This window comes from Sphingobacterium sp. NGMCC 1.201703 (assembly GCF_047784615.1).
Taxonomy (GTDB): Bacteria; Bacteroidota; Bacteroidia; order Sphingobacteriales; family Sphingobacteriaceae; genus Sphingobacterium.
In genome coordinates this window covers 14,057-32,827 of record NZ_JBLOHD010000006.1, presented here as the reverse complement: position 1 = coordinate 32,827, position 18,771 = coordinate 14,057, and the positions used below count along the sequence as shown (strand labels likewise).

The following is an 18,771-nucleotide window of genomic DNA, read 5'->3' as shown; positions in this document are numbered from 1 at the left end:
CGAAATGAAATTTAAATATATATTATCATTAATCGGGTTGTCGGGAATTATACTTTTTAATTCCTCATGTTCGAAATACCTTGACTTGAAACCGGAAAATAGCACGTATGACGAGGTTTTCTGGAAAGATGGAGAAAATGTGAATAGAGCAACGCTTGGTGCGTATGCACTATTACGTAATTCGCTTCGGGCAGATCGATCTTATTTTATTTTTGGCGATATCGCATCTGGAATAATACGTCAGGCAGACGAAGATTGGAATATGGATCAATTTGCTAGGTCAGGAGGTTATAGATTTAGCTATGCGCCCTACCTTGAAGGAAGTTTGTGGAACTGGACGCGTTTTTACGGTGTCATTAATCAGTGTAATTTAATTGTTGAACAAGCCGAAGCGATGGATGTCAAATTGTTTGAAGGCGGCGCAGAGGAAAAGAAGGGATATATTTCAAATGCGCGCTTCCTGCGGGCATACACTTATTTCTACATGCAGCGTGTTTGGGGCGATGTGCTTTTGGTTAAAGAGACGTTTAAAGATCCGCAAAATATTCCAGACATGGCGAGAACACCAGAAAAGGAGACCTTAGCTTTTTGTAAGGAGGATTTATTATATGTCATCACTAATCTTCAACAGGGCTCTACAAAGAGTTTTGCATCCAAGGGGGCTGCCAATGCCTTAATGGCCGAGATCTGTGCGTGGGAGCATGATTATGTAAATGCAGAAAAGTATGCAAATGAGACCTTGAAATTCGGCTATATTTTAGAGGATATTAAAGATTATCGGAATATATGGAAAGGGAATTCTAAAGAATCAATTTTTGAACTGAATATGCTATATAGTGAGAGTGGAAATGAATTCACAGAAGATTTCTTTAGTAGATTTTTGTCTGGAGCTACTATCCCAGGTAAAGGTAATGGTTCTGTCTGGGATATTGATCCCGAATTTCTTGAATCAGAGTTTGATGAGCCCGAAGCAAGATTAGATTCCATGTCGATGCCTTTTCCGGATAATGCGAGGTTAAAGACAATTCGTAAGTACGACAGAGCTGTCGAATATAGGGAGGGAAAATATGCAATAAGCAATAATTTGGTGCTGATCCGTCTTGCAGATATTATCTTGCTCCGCGCGGAAGCCTACTATAAGAATGGTAAGACAACACTTGCATTAAATGACTTAAATACGATTAGAAAGAGAGCGGGGCTTGAGGAGATTCAGGTTTCTGGTGAAGAGCTGTTTAAAGAAATATTCAGGGAACGGAGAAGAGAACTCATTGGAGAAGGCGTCATCCAATTTGATTTGATTCGGATGAAGATGTTTGAGCAATTTGATGAATATTCAGCATATTATTCGGCTGATAGAATCGCTAACCAAGGATACTATTGGCCACTGAATATGCGTAGTTTATTGCCACAAAATGAACTGTTAACCCAGAACCCTTGGTGGAAAAATCATTAATAAGAAAATCATGAAAAAGATTATTTTAAATATAGCTTGTTTACTTGCAATTATAGTAGCTATTAGCTCCTGTAAAAAGAACGACTATTTTGTGGGTGGAGAATTACATAATCCAAAGATTAATATGACTACCTACGACTGGATGAAAAGTAATAAATATGGTGTATTCGACACGGTTTTGATGCTGATCGACAAAGCTGGCGTGAAAGATAAGATCAATGCTCAGGGAGTGACCTTTTTTGCGCCGACAGATTACGATGTTTATAACTATGTGCAAGCTCGTACAAGACAAGTTCAAAAAGTCGATCCTAAAAAAATGTGGACTGTGGACTCCATTATGAAGTATGAATTAGGACGATTTGCTGACTCAATCGATATGTATATCACAAAAGAGCAATTGACGAACGACCGCTTAACAGCTTCAGGGAAAAAGTATAAAAATAACAAAGGGGGGAATTTTGTCATTTCGTATGAAGAAACGAGAGATCCTGCATTAGGATATAATGAAAATTCTACTGTTCTTCCGAGAGTAGTCATGTTCACTTATCTATATCAGGCTATTGGTGATGTTTTCGATGTGAAATCTATTGTTCCACCTGTCGGTAGTCGTACATTGGTGCAAACTTCTAATGCGCAGACAACGACAGGTGTGGTACATGTATTAAGTAATTCACATGTTTTATTCTATTATCGTTAATGACTATGAAAAGTAAATTATTATATAGTATTGGACTTGCAGCAATTTCGCTTGTGGGATGTAAAAAAATACCTGAAGGTAACTTGAGTGATATTATTCGTTATGAACAATTACCTGTCGAAATTAGTATGGGAAGATCAGCGGTTTCCACAGCAATAAATCCCGCTGGATCTAGTAAGCCTATTGAAATTAAGTTGTTGAAAGTGTACGAAAAGGAAACAGGAAAGGATGTAACAGATGTTTTCTTGCAAACTTTTCCTATCAAAATATGGAAAAAATTATATGATTCTAAGGTTGATACCACCTTGGCTTTAATTGCCGCAAAACAGAAAGATACGGTAATGACGGCGTTAAGTATCAATAAGTTTTCTGGAGCAATTGAGTCTACACCAAATACCTTGAAACTTCCTAAAGGTCATTATGTTTTTGACCTAGAAATAAAGAATGCCGTTGGTACGAGGGTTTACCCAGCTATTGGTGAGTTCAAATTGGTTGAAGCTCCATATTTTGATGTACCTGCAGTGAGATCAACAGTCGCGATGAAAGTTGGCGCCGAAACGACCACAAAATCTATCCCAAGTAATGCTAGTCATATTAAAGTGACCTATTTGGGCTCCGGAGAAAATAAAGTTGTCGTGAAAATAGTAGATAAAAATGGTGTTCCGTTCAATCCTAAAAAAGGTGAAATCGCAAGACGCCCTAATTCGGGGACGGCAGGAGGATATTTGCAAACGATGCAGGATTATTCTATTTCAACGACTTTATTTGACGATCGGATGGAATTTGTTTATGGTGTGCTGCCTTTCCCACTGGTGTCATTGGGCAACGGCTTTAATTATTACTACCGAATTCCGGCGCCATATGTCAAGTTTGATGATAGCTTGGAACTCCCTTACAACACATACTCTTGTAATGCGAGATTTTCTTTTCAGGCATTTGTGCCAGGTACATATCAAATAGAGGTTATCGTTCCTCAGGTAGTACGGGTAAACTAATTTTACGTATGCCATAATATTGGAAAGGAGGCATGCTTAAGCATGCCTCCTTTCCAATATTATGGCATAACCTTTTTACAAGCTTAAAAAGACATCACTATCCTAAATGGGGGGGGGCACCTAAGTGGATATGCGAATAAGTTGTAAATAATAAACTTTAATTACGTAACCAAATAATAGCAATCGATATGATAAATAAATTTATGGCTTTAGGGGTAGGCCTATTGATGAGTGCAAATCTAATGGCACAATCCGCCCAAGATGTTAAACAAACCTATGCAGACCTTTCCGTGTTCGAAGATGCGCTCGCGTTAAAATTAAAAAAAGGTATTAAGAAAAAACAGATCGATCAGATGGCTGATACGGCATTGCGCAGCGTAGCCTTATCTATATTTGCCGGCAAGTACAAAAAAGACTATAGATATGCGACTTATTCGGCCTTGCTAAATCCATCCACCTTGGGCCATCAATTAAGTATTGGAGACGGTTATAGTAAATATGAAAATATGACCGGTGTATACCTTCCCAAAGGAAAGCATATCGTTATCGTGGACGGCATTGAAACAGGTAAAGAAGTAAATCTTGTTGTACCCAACTGGTTGCGGAAAGCTCCTAACCCGCAGGAACCTACAAAAGACCCGAAAGGATGGGGTTTAGAGAAACAGGAGTTTAGATTGCACAACGGCGTAAATATTATCCAACTCAAAGATTATGGAAGTTTAGCTTATATTGATTATTTCTCAGACGAACCAGAAAAAGAAAAACCGATTACGGTTCACTTTCCGACAGGACAGGTAAACGGTTACTTTGATCTTAAAACACAGGGGAATAAAGAGTGGGATAGTTTGATTGATCATGCGGTATTTCCAATTATGGATGCCAAAGGCGAACATATACAAACTGCTTATCCCATCGAGGCAATGAAGAAATATGCTTATGGAAGAGGCGTTGAACTTATTCGCAATTATGATTCTCTGCTGTTCAGGCAGCATCGTTTGATGGGCTTGGAAAAATATAAGAAAGTTCCTAAGAATCGTATCCTTGCACGGGTCAACTATAATTATTATATGTTTCGTGATGGAGACGGTGTTGCCTACATGGGGGATAAAGTCGGTTATGCAATGCGTATGGTTGTTGATCCTGCGTCAGTAATCAAAGGAGATCCCTGCTGGGGCTTTAGTCATGAAGTCGGGCATGTGCATCAGACGCGACCAATGTTTAATTGGGGTGGCCTGGGCGAAGTGAGCAACAATCTATTTTCCCTATATGTAACACGATCATTTGGTAATAAAACAAGGGTTTCCGAACAGAATAACTTTGAAAAAGCCAAAGCCAGTATTATTGAGAAGAGAATTTCCTACTTATCCGATCCTGATGTATTTAACCGTTTGATCCCTTTCTGGCAATTACAGTTGTATTTTGAGGGAATTGGAAAGCATCCAGATTTTTATGCCGATCTGTTTGAAGCTTTTCGCCAGCAGAATAAGAGTAAACCGTCCCGAAGAGGACGCTCGGATTGGAGTTCCGATCGGATGATGGGCGAGCGGAATCCAGCTGTTCATCAATTAAACTTTGTCAAAACAGCGTGTGAGGTTGCCAAAATAGATCTGACAGATTTCTTTGATAAGTATGGCTTCTTTTATGTCGGTACATTGGAGTATGATGATTACGGAAAGTATACATATACGATGACGCAGGAAATGGTTGATGAATGTAAAAAGGCTATTAGGAATATGAACTTGCCTCAACCTAAAGCAGATCTTACTACGTTGAGGGACAATTAATATTGACGACGTATGGAACTTGAAACTCCGAATTGCGAAAAGTAATTTGGAGTTTCTTGTTTTAAGCCAATTCCTATGGTAATGAGCAGGAGACGCATGATCAGTTGCTCACATTTTTTGCGATACAAATTCGGATCATCATCGATTTAAATATTTTTGCCTTTATCGCTTGTATCGCTTGGACCAGCCCACTCATCATGTCGTAAAAAATAATTTATAAAAGTATTTACTGAAAACCTTCAGATTTTTAATTAAATAGAATGACGAGGAGAACTTTTTTTATAAAATTATAAAACTACTTTATTTATAGACAATGAGGGATAAATTGCGCAATCGTTTGCTTCAATTGCGCAATCGATTTCGTTATTGTTATTATGTATGACTTTAGAAATATTATTATATCATTGTCACGTACTATCAATTATTAATAAGACCTAAAAGTCTAACAATTATTCCGAGCCGTTATATAGTTTTTATAAGCTAAATAGTGCCAATTTTTTTTTAAGCCTAAGACATAAAATCGAATGAAAAGACTATTTTGTTTTTTATTTCTTGTCCCTATGTTACCAAATGTAAAGGCTAACCACCTTAATTTTTGGGTTTCAAAACAAGATACTTCTGAAATCAATGAGGTAGACAAGCGATTACTTAGAGGCCGACTGGCTACCTTATTGCAAAAACAAGGTGTTAGAGACAGTCTCAATTTAAGAAACGTTGAAACATTGCCTGTTGTCAGTATTCCAGAGGTTCTAAAAGGGCAAGTTGCCGGTCTCTACGTGCAAGAAGCGACGGGCGAACCAGGAGCGCCAAAGAATATGGTACTTCGGGGATTGGGATCGCCATTATTCGAAATCAAAGATGCGATTAATGTGCAACCAGCAGTATTTGTCAATGGAATACCCATCGCAAGAGACAACAACTTTGCCTATTCAATTCAGCAGTATCAGTTTAATCGTATTGGACCTGGAACCGACAACTTCGCAGGTATTGACCTAGCAACTGTAGAGTCTATCGAAGTGATAAAAGATCCAGTTAAATTAGCAAGGCTTGGGCCGCTAGCAGCTAATGGTGCAATCTGGATCCTGACAAAACCAGGTAGAGAGGGGGAGCGTCAAATTTTCATTAATACATATGTTGGGCTGGCAACAAAACCCGTAGTAACCCCCGTAAATGCGCAATATGAGAATATGTTCCGATCGATATTCTATAACAAATATGGATCAGCTACTGACCGTTTGAATTACCCAGGATATCTGAGCGACTCGACTAATGTAAATTATTACGGGCCAGCGAATTGGACTGAGGAATATTATAAAACTACACCGATCTATGGCGGAAGTTTAGGTATACGTGGTGGTAATGATCGTGCGAACTTTTCGTTCGTAGGTGGGTATACCAAGAATGCAAGTTCGGCTGACAAAACTAATATTGAGCGATACAATGCCTTATTTAACGTTAATATGGCTCCTTTTAAATGGTTGAATTTTGGTGCCACAATCAATGCAAGCCGTAGTTTGAGAGATCGTAATCGCAGTCTCAGAGATCGATTTGGCGAAGCTTCTTATGTACCTGATTTATCTGTACCAATTTCACCAGGTAAGGAGATGTATGCACAGTATCTAGATATCTATAAAGCGGCCTTGGATAAGAATACGGTTAATTTCTTAAATTCGCTGGTAACATTAGATCTTTATTTTCTCAAGAACCTAAAATTTAATACTTCCTTAGGAATTGATTATTCTGAGGGGGCAAGACAAGCTTTTTTCCCAGGTTCATTGATGGAAACCAATAACTATATGTCAAGTTATTTTGGTTTTAATCAACGTTTGGTGTACAATAACCGCTTGGAATACAATCTCGAATTTCAAGAACAGCATAAATTGGACTTGACTTTAGGATCTTCTTATACACAAGACCTGTACCGTTACAATTATGCACGTGCCTATGATGGTCCAAACGATTTTATCAAGGTTAACGTTGTTGATGGCGATCCTCAAAAAGGAAGTTATTTAGTGCCAATTGGGGGACTATATGTCAATAGGTACAGTAATCGCGAAGATTTTAGACTGCACTCCTTGTATTTGGCCGCGGCTTATAAATATAAAAATCTACTGGACTTAAATGCGGTTTTACGTTATGATGGATCTTCAACAATGCAACCTGATTCACGTTGGTTGATGACACCTTCTTTCGCTGCGAAATATCATTTGATTCCCGAAAATGAGGACAATTTATTTAACCATTTGGGGGTAAAGGCCTCTTGGGCGCGAATTGGGAAACCCGTGTTTACAAGTAAATTTGCCATTGGCCCAAATTATACCGCTGATCTAAATTGGGGATCTGAAAAATCGTTAGTATCCTATAACGGTTTTGCTGTCGCATCCAGACCTTATTCGGAAGGTTGGGTCGGTTATGATATCAAATGGCCTTATACAGATCATGCCGAATTGACCGTTGATGGAACACTATTGGATAAGAAAATTGATTTTGAAGTTTCCTTATACCAAAAGAAAGATGTAAATCAATTGATTAATTCACCTATCCCTGCTGAATATGGTTATTCTGGGCAGATTGTCAATGGATTAAGTGTAAAAAATACGGGCGTGGATCTCAATCTGTCTGCGAAAGTGCTGTCTAATCCTGAGACATTGCTATGGAATACATCCCTCAATCTAAATTACAATCAAAATAAATTGACAGCACTTCCAGGAGGACGCAAGCAACTGAAAGTGGGTAATCGCTTATTAAAAGTAGGCGAGGCCATTGATCAGTTTTGGTTGTACGAAAATCAAGGATCTTATGATACCGAGGCGAGTATCCCAGTTCAAAACGGTCAGAAAATACAGTTTGACGGTGTGGATTTTGCAGCAGGAGATCCCATCTGGAAAGATCAGAACGGAGATTTTAAAATCAATGACGAAGATCGTGTCCTGAAAGGAAATGCCATGCCTAAACTGACAGGCTCATTTCAAAACTATTTCAAATTCAAAGGCTTTGACCTGAATATGCAATGGTATTTTGCCCTTGGACATAAGGCCCTGAATCAACGTGCTTCCAATAAATATAATTTCATCAATACCGAAAATACCAATTCATTGGATGGGATTCGCGAAGTATTTCATTGGCAGCAAGATGTTGATTTGAATAAATACCCGATTTACAATCCTTGGAGCCCGATTGTTGCCTACCGTGTGGATCAAGATCTGTTTCTGGAAAATGCTTCTTTCTTGAAGTTGAGATCCTTGACTTTGGGCTACGATCTTGCTCAATTGAACAATGTAAAAGACAAGATGAAGACTATTCGTAGAGCTTATGTTTACGTTTCAGGTACCAATTTATTGACGGTCTCTAAGTTCTCAGGAGCGGATCCCGAACTGATAGATTTTAATGGATATTATACAGGTTATGGACTCCCATTGTCCCCAATGGTTTCCTTAGGCGTTAAGTTAGAGCTGTAATAATTTAATAGTAGAAAAGAGTATGAAAAGATATAATCGATGGGCGGTAATATTCCTGATGGCGCTGGGTATCACTGCTTTTACGAGCTCATGTAATAAAAAATTGGATATTGTCGCTTCCAATCTCGGATCCGAGAAACTGGAATGGCAATCCATATCTGATACGCGCGCGCACTTAATGGGCATTTATGGCCTGATGCGGGCCGCATTGGTTGATAACTATGGGCATTGGGTGTATGGAGAGATGCGCTACGGTGACTTTACACCTTATTCACGGGCCGATCTTCGTGTCGTCCAAGAAAATAAACTGAGATCAGCCTATCCTTTACTAAAGGATCTTACGGACTGGCGCAGATTTTATGCGGTCATCAATGCTGCGTCACTTTTTATCGAACGCGCACCCGAAGTGATGGCGAAAGATAAGCGATACACAGAACGGGATATGAAATACGATATTGCACAAGCACGTACTATCCGTGCCCTGATGTATTTCTATATGGTCCGCATCTGGGGCGATGTTCCGTTACTAAAAGATTCTTACGATAATGGTTCCTTTGTAGAACTTGCACGATCGACCGAAGCGACTGTTTTGGCTTTCGCGGAAACCGAACTATTAGCCGCTGCACAGGATTTACCTTACCGTTATGCTGTAGGGGCACAGAGCTATTATGGCGAGATTTATAGTACATGGGTTGGTGTTTTGGTCAACAAAATAACAGCCTATTCCCTATTGGCACACGTAGCAGCTTGGCAAGGAAAATATATCAATGCGGAGGTATACTCGCGATTTGTTATCGACAACTATTCACAAGCGAATCTTGAACTATTGACGACATCAGGAATAGTGAATCCGACAGATGGTCTATTTGGGCCAAGCACGCGCGCACAGATCTTAGCGATTCGCTCTTCCTACGAATTGGGCGAAGCGACAAATACAGGTCATATCGAATCATTGACTTTAGGTTATCCGATTGTCACCAAAGCTAAACCGGATATCTATGTGAGCCGAGACACGATCAATAAATTGTTTGATGACGTCAACGACACGCGATTTGGTATTGACTCCGTATCAGGATTAGTACGGACCAACTACTTTACCAACTACAACGGCGATATTCCGATTTTTAGTAAGATCAAGGTCATCCGTAATGGCAATGGCGATTCTGATTTTTCCATTTTTGGATCGAACTTGGTTTTTACCCGCCTTGAAGAGATCTACTTGCTGCAAGCAGAAGCAAAAGCGGTTCTCAATCAGCGTGATGATGCCATTAAGTACCTCAATGTGATTAAAGAGCGTCGCGGTCTAAAGCCCTATATCAGCAACTCGCCAAAAGATTTATTGGAAGAGATCTTTTTGGAGAGAAGACGCGAATTGATGGGAGAAGGTTGGAGATGGTACGATCAAATACGCCTGGCAAAGATTAAGAAAAATAATCCTGTCATGAACGATTTGATCCAGAAAGGTGGAATTTATTGGCCGATCTCCTCGGATGTACTGGAAAGAAACTCCAAACTGGTGCAAAACTCATATTGGAAATAATAGAATAGATAATCATGAAAAACAAACATATTTTTTTAGGCTTATCGCTAATCGTATTACTACTGAGCATTGCTAGTTGTAAAAAAGGGAATACCTATTACGAAGATTTTCAAGTCAAGTATACCGAATTTGACGGAACCTCATTGGAATTTTTGGAATCACAGGGTAATACCTATGACTCCTTGTTGTTAGTCTTGGATCGTGTTCCTTCGGTACGTGCTAAGTTGAAAGATGCTAATGCAACAACGACCTTTTTTGCAATGACGAACAGCAGTTTTACGAATGCTTTGGATGCCATGAACGGTGTGCGAAAAGCGGGAAATAGATCGCCGCTTTATCTCGAAGACATTCCACAATTGATCCTTGATTCCTTGACTTATCATTATGCCTTTGATGGTGAATACGATACGCCTTACCTGCGGGATTTTGTTGAAGGAAAAGTGATTAAAGCCATCGACGATTATAATATGACCTTAAAATATAAGGTGACATCAGCTTCGGGGATTATAGGTGGTGGTCAGCAACAGATCATATTGAGTGACATGAATAGATCTATTTTTCAACGCTACTGGCAGGAAAGCGCAACATCTGTGGTGAATATCCGTACCCAAAATGGGATGTTACATGTCCTGGCTCCAAGCCATAATTTCGGATTTAGTAAACTCGCTAAATTATTAAACAAATAGCATGGAAAAGAAAATATTTAAATCGGCAAAACAGTTATTAATGCTCGGGATGGGAATTTTCATGCTAGCCTCATGTAATAAGTACATTCCTGATGACCAAGATTCACTGGGTACTGATGTGGTGTATAGCACCAACGAATTTATGCCATTGTTAGGAAGAAATACCTTCTATAATAATATTGTCAATATAGGGCAGAATACCTCTCAACCGCTCAACTTTAAAATTGTGAATGTGCGTGATATTGATGGGCAGCTTTCAACACTTTTTGAAGATAAATTTCCGGTAAAAATCTGGACAAAATCATATAGTGGTGAAGAGAAATCCATCGCGGAAATTGAAAGTAAACGGAAAGTGGAATACCGTCCTATTCTCGAGATTCTTGAGAAATCAGGCAATATAAACTTTTGGGGACAGGCCGTAAATTCAAATTTCGTCAAAGCACAACCAGATTCAGGTTATGTGTTTGATATTGAAGTTAGCAACACAGGGGGACGCAGATATTTGCGGAATTTCAAATTAAAACCTTATCGTGAACGTGCATTTGAGCCGAGTATTATGGATCCGGTGACAGGCTTATCACCCCTGCCCTATACGCATCCCAGCAGGACAACCAATTTGTATGGTGAAAGAACAAATCAATTTGTTTATCCAGGTCTAATTAATGTGTATTTCAATAAGTTGGAAAGTAAGGGGACGGGAAGCAGAACCTTGACCATAAGTTTCTTGGATTCTTTAAACCGTCCAATTGATGTGAAGAAATTTGCAGCAACAGAATGGGGTAAATTAGTGCATGGTTTCAACCATAGATTTGAAAATGGTAAGGTGATTTATGACGTTGCTTATCCTATTCCATTGGCACCTATCAAAACCGACTATACTTCAAGCGATGGTACTTATGCCGTGATGAATTTCAAATTCCGCAGGAAAGGGCAATTTGGTTTTCTTGAAGATTGTGGGATCGAGATGCCATTTGCGATCTACGAAGAAGGAGATTGGGAGATACAGTTTCGCTTCACCAATGAAACGCCAAAATTTGACTGATGATGGACGGACTAATTAGCTTAAAGATTATGAAACAATTTAGCATAATATTAACTTTCATTTGCGCCTTTTTGGTGGGGGAGGCATGGGCCCAGACCATGGTCAAGGGGCTTGTGAAAGGAAATGATAATAGAGCGCTCGGTGGCGTTTCTATACGGTTGGAAAACCCTAGACGAGATCTGGGAAAAACTGGAGAAGATGGACGGTTTGTGATTTCGGTTCCGAACAGCGGGGTAATGGTATTTTCCTATCAGGGCTATCGTTCGGAAAAGTATACGATCGTTGCTGGTAAAAAGGAGTACAACGTGACCTTGGAAAGTACGGCTCAGGAACTGGAAGAGACTGTTGTCGTAGGATATCAACAACGTAAAAGAGAGACATTGACTGGTTCTGTAGTAACAATCTCCGGCAAAGAAATACAGGATATTCCTTCAGGTAACTTCGTTGACCTGTTGCAAGGTAAGGTTGCTGGTTTAAATATACAGAACAATACAGGTAGCCCGGGGATGCGCGGAACGATGGCGGTGCGTGGGATGTCTAGCTTTAATGTTTCAGGTAGTGGTGACAATACCTTTGTAACACCGACATCACCATTATTCGTTATTGATGGTGTCCCTATCGATGACAACTCGGGTTATGAATATGGATTTGAGACAGCCGGCCCCGGCGTGTCGCCAATTTCCATGATTCCGCCAGAAGATATCGAAGATATAACCGTTATGAAAGATGCGCAGGCAACAGCAATGTATGGATCGCGGGGTGCCTATGGCGTTATTCAGGTGCGTACCAAGCGAGGTAATTCAAAAGTGCCTATCGTAAATTATCAAGGTCAGTTTTTCTTGTCGGCAGTGCCGCAATTGCGTCGCGTGATTGGTGGTAAGGGCGAGCGTATGGTTCGTTTGGAGCAAATCCTGATGAATGATACGACATTGGCTGCAGCGCTGCGCCGTATCAACGATTCACCAATATTGGCCGATTCCCTGAATCCCTATTATAATAACTCAACGGACTGGCAATCTTACTTCTACCGCAATACCATGAATCAGACGCATAATATTGGTATCTCTGGTGGAGAGCGTACATTCAATTACAAAGCCAATATGAACTATTATGATGAAAATGGTATCATCGCCAATACGGGTTTTAAAAGATATACAATGACTTCCAATATGCAGTATGAGCCGAGCGATCGTTTCAGAATGATGACCAACATCAATGTCAATGTGGCGCAAAATAAGATGGGCTCAGGAAATGCATTGATGCAGACGGGGGTAGGTAAATCGGTTAATACAACCTCGCTGTATCCATCACCTTCCCTGTTTTCTGGAAGTATGGGGGCGTTATCGGCATTGGGCGTAGATGACCAGAATAAAACCGGGAATTATTTAGGACAATTGGAATTGCAGTATGTACCTATTAAAGATGTACGTGCTTCCGTTACCTTAAACTATAACTATACAACTTCGACAAAAGATCGTTATACACCAGAGATACTTTTAGGCAACTCTTCAGAGGTATACAGTTATTATAGCAACAAAAGTAAAGTCTATAACCGGAATCAACTGTCTTATGTGAAGGCAATTAAAGAGAAGCATCTTTTTAGTGTCTATGGATTCACGGAAATGGAAATATCTGCGTCGTCAGAAGACTTATCGAAAATTCGCGGAACGGCCAATGATCAATTTCAAACGGGAATTAGCTACAATACACGAAAAACGCTTGGCGGTTTGTTAAACTCATTGAATAATTTTAGATCAGTGGCATATGCAGGAAGTTTCTCGTATAACTACGATTCAAAGTATATTCTTGATTTGACTTACCGTGTCGATGGTAGTTCGTTGACCGGAGGTGCAACACCTTGGACCAAGAATCCTTCAGCGGGTTTACGTTGGAATTTCAAGAAAGAAAAATTTATGGAAAACGTGGATTGGTGGGATACAGGTTTCTTGAGAGGCTCGGTAGGTCGGACAATTTCTCCAGCAGGCACCTTGTCGGATATCTACGGTTGGTATAAGATTGACGACGGTCGTTACAACAATAGACCGACGACATCATTGGATCTAGAAATTGCCCCCAATACGGGATTAGTACCGCAATCGACAACACAATGGTCGGCCGCAGCTGAGCTTGGATTTTTCAATAGCTCCCTCTATATTACTTATGAAACTTATTACAAGCAATCGGATAAAATCTTAGATAAAAAACCAATTGCAAATCATAATGCGTTCAGAAATGTATTGACCAACGAGAAAGCAATGGTGAACAAAGGCCACGAGCTGAGTATTCAATATCGACCAAAATTAACGAACTCGGATTGGGAAATGAATGCAAATGCAACGTTTGCAATAAATAGGGATTATGTAACCTCATTGCCCGATGGTGCACGTCAGCTGGTAAAGGCAGATGGATCAGGATACGATCTTCCTCAATTCTTCCGTCTAGGGCGGAACGCATTTACTTTTGTCTTATATGATTATAAAGGTGTCTATAAATCGGACGACCAAGTACCGGTTAATCCGCTAACAGGACTGCGTTACCGGGCAGGAGGAGAAATGAACGAAGGTAAGTTCTTCCGTGCGGGGGACCCCATTTTTACAGATCTTAATGGTGACTATGTGCTAGACGAAAATGATTTAGTATATGTCGGTAATTCGCAGCCAGCAATTACAGGCGGTTTATACCTCTATACACGCTATAAAAATTGGTCTTTGCGTACGCAATTATCTTATACCATAGACCGTGATATCTTAAATACAGCCTTAACGGATCGTTTCCGGAACTATTCGGATCCAAGTGGCCAGAACTACGGTGATGGCGCCCCTGGAGCCTATGTTCCATTGGATGCTTATAATGTATGGCGCCAATTAGGTGACAACGCAGATTATCCCAATGTTTCGGATTTTACACGTTTGACATTATATAATCCTTATCGTTACAACTCAACCATGTTTATGGAGGACGGCTCTTATGTGAAAATTAACACAATCACAGTAGGCTACAATTTTGACAGACGATGGGCGCGTCGTTTTGGCGTATCGTCTGCACGCATCAATCTAACGGCAAACAATGTTTATACGTTTAGCAATTATTCCGGACCAGATCCAGAATTGGTAACAGGTGTTGGACGTGACGGCTCAAACGGTTATCCAAGTAGAAGAACCTATTCATTGGGAGTAAGTGTACAATTCTAAGTTCGAAGACAACATGAGAAAGAAATTTTTATATCTATTTATATTGGGAGCATCCCTGGGTTTGAGCTCCTGCGGAAAGGACTTCCTAAATATTACTCAGATTGACAAATTAACGGGAAATAATTACTGGACCAGACAAGCAGATGTCGATCAGTACATGGGGGGGATCTATTCTACTTTCAGAGAAGCAACCATGACGAATATCTTTTTTCCGGCATCAGGCGACTTGCGTTGTGCTCCTACAAATCGGACGAGTGCAACATCAGGGGCTGGAAGGGATTATATTTCATTGTTGAGGCAAAATGATTTGAATGCGATTATGTCTAGAACTAGTGAGGATGTGAGTAATAATTTTGCCTATTTCAGATTTCCTAGGATCACGCAATGGAATAACTTCTATAAGATGGTTCAAAATGCGAATATTGTCATCTACCAATTAGAAAATAAAGATATGCCATTCCTTAGTGAGGATATGAAAAAAACCTATAAGGCAGAGGCTGTTTTCCTACGTTCCTTAGCTTATTTTTTCATGGTGCGTTTGTATGGTGATGTCCCTTATTATACCGATGTAAATACGAACCCCTTACCGCGGACAAATATGTTCACGGTATTAAAGAACCTTTCGGCCGATTTGGATGCTACCTATAAAGATCTGCCCTGGACCTACGATGATCCTTCCGTTGTTGCTGTGAAAGCGATGCGTGGTGCTGCTATGACGCTTAATATGCATATCAATATGTGGATCGCAGGACTAGGAACGGATGATAAAACAGTGCTTTATCAGAAAGTCGCAGATCTCGGAAAAGAGTTGATGGAAGAAAATGGCGGAGCTTATGCTTTGTTGGACCTCAGCAGAACAAAAGAGATCTTTAAAGGCCGGACAAAAGAAGGCTTGTTTGAGATCGTACAAAACTTCAACTATGGCGAAAGTTTTCACTTATCGGCATCTTATTCGGATTATGTGCTCCATGCGCCAAATAAAGTGACAACCAAGTCCTATATCTATTACGATCCAAAATTTATGGAAAAGATGTATCCACCGACTGAGGACGATCAGCGTAAAGTGTATTGGTTTGATAAAGATATCTATTCGACAAATGGAGATTTTCAATGTCTAAAATTTTCGAACGTATTTATGGAAGAGGGAGAAGATAACAATCCAGATGATAACCAAATGGTATTCCGCTATCCTGACCCAATTTTACTACGAGCCGAAGCTTTGGCAGAATTAGGCAAAGATGAAGAGGCAAGAACTGTTGTCAATGTCATTCGTACACGTGCTAAGGCAGCACCCATTCGAGACAGTGGGGATGATTTGAAAGATGCTATCTGGTGGGAACGCGTCAGAGAGTTATTAGGAGAAGCAAACTTCTTTTATGACCTGGTGCGCACGAAAAAGGTAATCAATTCGGAATATACAAGTGCTCCGATGTCAGTTGCAGCCTTTAACTCGGGTGGGTGGACCTGGCCAATTGATAAGTCTGCCCGGACAAATAACCCTTATATGCAATTAAATAATTACTGGAATTAAAGGAATAGATCATGAAAAAGATTTGGAAATATACTTTTTTACTGTTGATGGTAGTTTCGCTGTTTTCGGCCTGTAAAAAAGAAGATTATATCGATACGGGTGTTCATGAAGCGAAGTTTAACGGTACGATCTGGAATTACCTGGAATCAAGACCCGATTTGTTTGATACCCTGATGGTTGCATTGAAAGTTGCTAAGTTAGATAATGTACTGAAAAATGATGAAGTAACATTCTTTGCTCCGCCTGATCCTTGCATTTTGAAGTCTGTGTGGTTGTTGAATCAAACATTATTCCGTTCAGGACAGGATTCTATCACCAAACTGGAGCAAATCAGACCGGAAGTTTGGAGAAAATACCTGTCCAGATATATTTTTAAAGGTAAGAATGTGGCCAAAGATTATCGTCAGATCGATACACTAAACTTGGCAGCATTTCCGGGTGGGGTGTATAAAAACCTGGATGGTGGCGATATGAATATAGGTGTGCTCTACAATGATGTCGTGAGTAAAAATGAAAGCTCTGGTGGTACACAGGTCATTAAATATGCAGGCTACCGTCAACTTTATTTGAACTTCCCATATTCCTTTAGTGTGCCCGATGAAATCAAGGATTATTTTGTCCCTTATATTACCGCGCCGGTAGCGACATCGGATATTCAACCGACCAATGGTGTATTACATGTACTGCAATTTTCGAAACATTCCTTTGGATTTCAGATTTATGAATTTGCAGATGAGGCTTACTTGTTGGGTGTTCTTCCAAAAAAATAACGATCTGATATTATTATGAAAAGAAATTTAATAACCAAAATAACTGTCCTGATTGTAGCATTAATCACATGTGCTGCCTGTAGCAAGGATATCGTAACCGGAACGGATCCGTACGCAGGAGGAAAGGATCCACTGGGAGTCGGATTTTATATTAATTATCCAGAACCAGGCACAGCCAAACCTGGTGAATTGGTGGATTTTTATGTGAAAGGACTAAAAGGAAAACTAGATCAGATTAACTTTTTTGTGAATAACACGGCGGTAGAAGTAGTCTCGGCGAAAGATTCGCTGGTCACGATTAAAGTCCCAACGCAGATTACCTCCGGAAATGCCAAAATAGTTGTGGGTGAAGAAATTTTTTATGGGCCACGCCTGGAGATTGAGGGAAATACGTCGGTGGACGAAAACTACGGTATGGTGAATGGATTTAGTGGGGGTGTATACGATATTTTACCGAATGCCGGTGGTTTTATTGTGGCAGGGTCTTTTTATAACTTCGAAAATGAAGCTATTACCTTAAATGTTCCAGAAAATCAAAAGGTTTATCGCAATGGGGTACATTTTATTGATGCCAATGGCAAAACCAGCGGTAATATGAAATTTGGTCAAGGCACATTCGGAGGCGGTTTTGTGCGTTCTATTGCCAAGACAAGTGATGGTAAATTTATCTTCGCCGGTGCTATGGGAACTTTTGCCAAACGAATGGTCAATAACATTGTTCGCGTCAACAATGATGGAGCGATCGATTCCATGGTTGTAGAGGTCATCAATCCTGGTAATGATCCAAAAAATTCATTGGATACGGTATCTGCCTTCAATGGTGGTGTAAACAATATGATTATCAGAGCTTTCACGACAGCTGACAATAAGGTGATCGCAATAGGTAACTTTACATCACATTTTAAGATTGATTACGATTATTCTTCCCGCGATTCCCGTAGGTATATTATTTCCTCTGCGAAGGGTGTCATTCGCATGAAGGAGGATGGTTCGTTAGATTCTACATTTGCGTTGAATAACGCCGGAGCAAATGGGCAAATTATGGATGCTGCAATGATCGACAATGATCGTATTGTCATCGTGGGTGCTTTTACTTCCTATAATGGTAAGGCAGCCAATGGAATTGCCTGTATCAAATCAGACGGCTCCTTAGATGAGACGTTTAAATTGAATGGAAATATTACCCGGTTATTAAAGGTAAGCTATAACAGTAGCTTAAAAAAATTAGCTGTTTCGGGCATTTTTACAGGAGCAGGGGCTTCAGGCAAAGTGAATAATGTTGCACTGATGAATACAGATGGTACCGTTGATGACTCCTTCATCTTGCGCGATATTGGTACTGGAATTATCAATTATGCTCAAATTCTAAACAATGGACAGCTCATTATTGATGGAACACAACAAAGCTATGCGGGTGTGCCAAGGGCAAATCTATTGATCTTGGAAAAAAATGGCGAATTACTGCAAAAATATAACTCATTGGGACCATTCACGGGCGCACTTTATAAAGTAACCGAGACGAAATCCTCTTTAGGTGAACCTGCATTGTTGCTTGGAGGCAGTATTCTCCAATTTGGGCAAAAAACAGTAGGAAACTTCCTGCGTTTGGAAATCAAGAATTAAC

12 protein-coding genes are annotated in these 18,771 nt (G+C 40.0%); all 12 read left to right on the top strand.

Annotated elements, in window-relative coordinates; genetic code table 11:
* Positions 1–4 precede the first annotated feature (4 nt).
* A complete protein-coding gene (locus ACK8HY_RS13715; protein ID WP_416133930.1) occupies positions 5–1,453 on the top strand; it encodes a RagB/SusD family nutrient uptake outer membrane protein in 1,449 nt (482 codons plus the stop codon).
* Between the two features lie 91 nt (positions 1,454–1,544).
* The gene (locus ACK8HY_RS13710; protein WP_416133929.1) at positions 1,545–2,150 is read left to right on the top strand and encodes a hypothetical protein; all 606 of its coding nucleotides are present in this window, start codon (positions 1,545–1,547) and stop codon (positions 2,148–2,150) included.
* Positions 2,151–2,155: 5 nt separating this feature from the next.
* On the top strand, positions 2,156–3,145 hold the full coding sequence (locus ACK8HY_RS13705; protein ID WP_416133928.1) for a hypothetical protein: 990 nt from the start codon (positions 2,156–2,158) through the stop codon (positions 3,143–3,145).
* Between the two features lie 188 nt (positions 3,146–3,333).
* Positions 3,334–4,929 carry a M60 family metallopeptidase gene (locus ACK8HY_RS13700; RefSeq protein WP_416133927.1) on the top strand — a complete coding sequence of 532 codons (1,596 nt, stop codon included), beginning with the start codon at positions 3,334–3,336 and terminating at the stop codon, positions 4,927–4,929.
* 524 nt (positions 4,930–5,453) lie between these two features.
* A complete protein-coding gene (locus ACK8HY_RS13695; protein WP_416133926.1) occupies positions 5,454–8,387 on the top strand; it encodes a SusC/RagA family TonB-linked outer membrane protein in 2,934 nt (977 codons plus the stop codon).
* A 22-nt stretch (positions 8,388–8,409) separates the two neighbouring features.
* Positions 8,410–9,927, top strand: a complete 1,518-nt coding sequence (locus ACK8HY_RS13690) for a RagB/SusD family nutrient uptake outer membrane protein (RefSeq protein WP_416133925.1) — start codon at positions 8,410–8,412, stop codon at positions 9,925–9,927.
* A 14-nt stretch (positions 9,928–9,941) separates the two neighbouring features.
* Positions 9,942–10,613 (top strand): hypothetical protein, encoded by a 672-nt coding sequence (locus ACK8HY_RS13685; protein ID WP_416133924.1) that lies wholly within the window; start codon positions 9,942–9,944, stop codon positions 10,611–10,613.
* A 1-nt stretch (position 10,614) separates the two neighbouring features.
* Positions 10,615–11,655, top strand: a complete 1,041-nt coding sequence (locus ACK8HY_RS13680) for a DUF5007 domain-containing protein (protein ID WP_416133923.1) — start codon at positions 10,615–10,617, stop codon at positions 11,653–11,655.
* Positions 11,656–11,684: 29 nt separating this feature from the next.
* A complete protein-coding gene (locus tag ACK8HY_RS13675) occupies positions 11,685–14,846 on the top strand; it encodes a SusC/RagA family TonB-linked outer membrane protein (protein ID WP_416133922.1) in 3,162 nt (1,053 codons plus the stop codon).
* A gap of 13 nt (positions 14,847–14,859) precedes the next feature.
* Positions 14,860–16,377 carry a RagB/SusD family nutrient uptake outer membrane protein gene (locus tag ACK8HY_RS13670; protein WP_416133921.1) on the top strand — a complete coding sequence of 506 codons (1,518 nt, stop codon included), beginning with the start codon at positions 14,860–14,862 and terminating at the stop codon, positions 16,375–16,377.
* 11 nt (positions 16,378–16,388) lie between these two features.
* Positions 16,389–17,147 (top strand): hypothetical protein, encoded by a 759-nt coding sequence (locus tag ACK8HY_RS13665; protein ID WP_416133920.1) that lies wholly within the window; start codon positions 16,389–16,391, stop codon positions 17,145–17,147.
* A gap of 15 nt (positions 17,148–17,162) precedes the next feature.
* Positions 17,163–18,770 carry a DUF5008 domain-containing protein gene (locus tag ACK8HY_RS13660; protein WP_416133919.1) on the top strand — a complete coding sequence of 536 codons (1,608 nt, stop codon included), beginning with the start codon at positions 17,163–17,165 and terminating at the stop codon, positions 18,768–18,770.
* The last annotated feature ends 1 nt before the right edge of the window (position 18,771 follow it).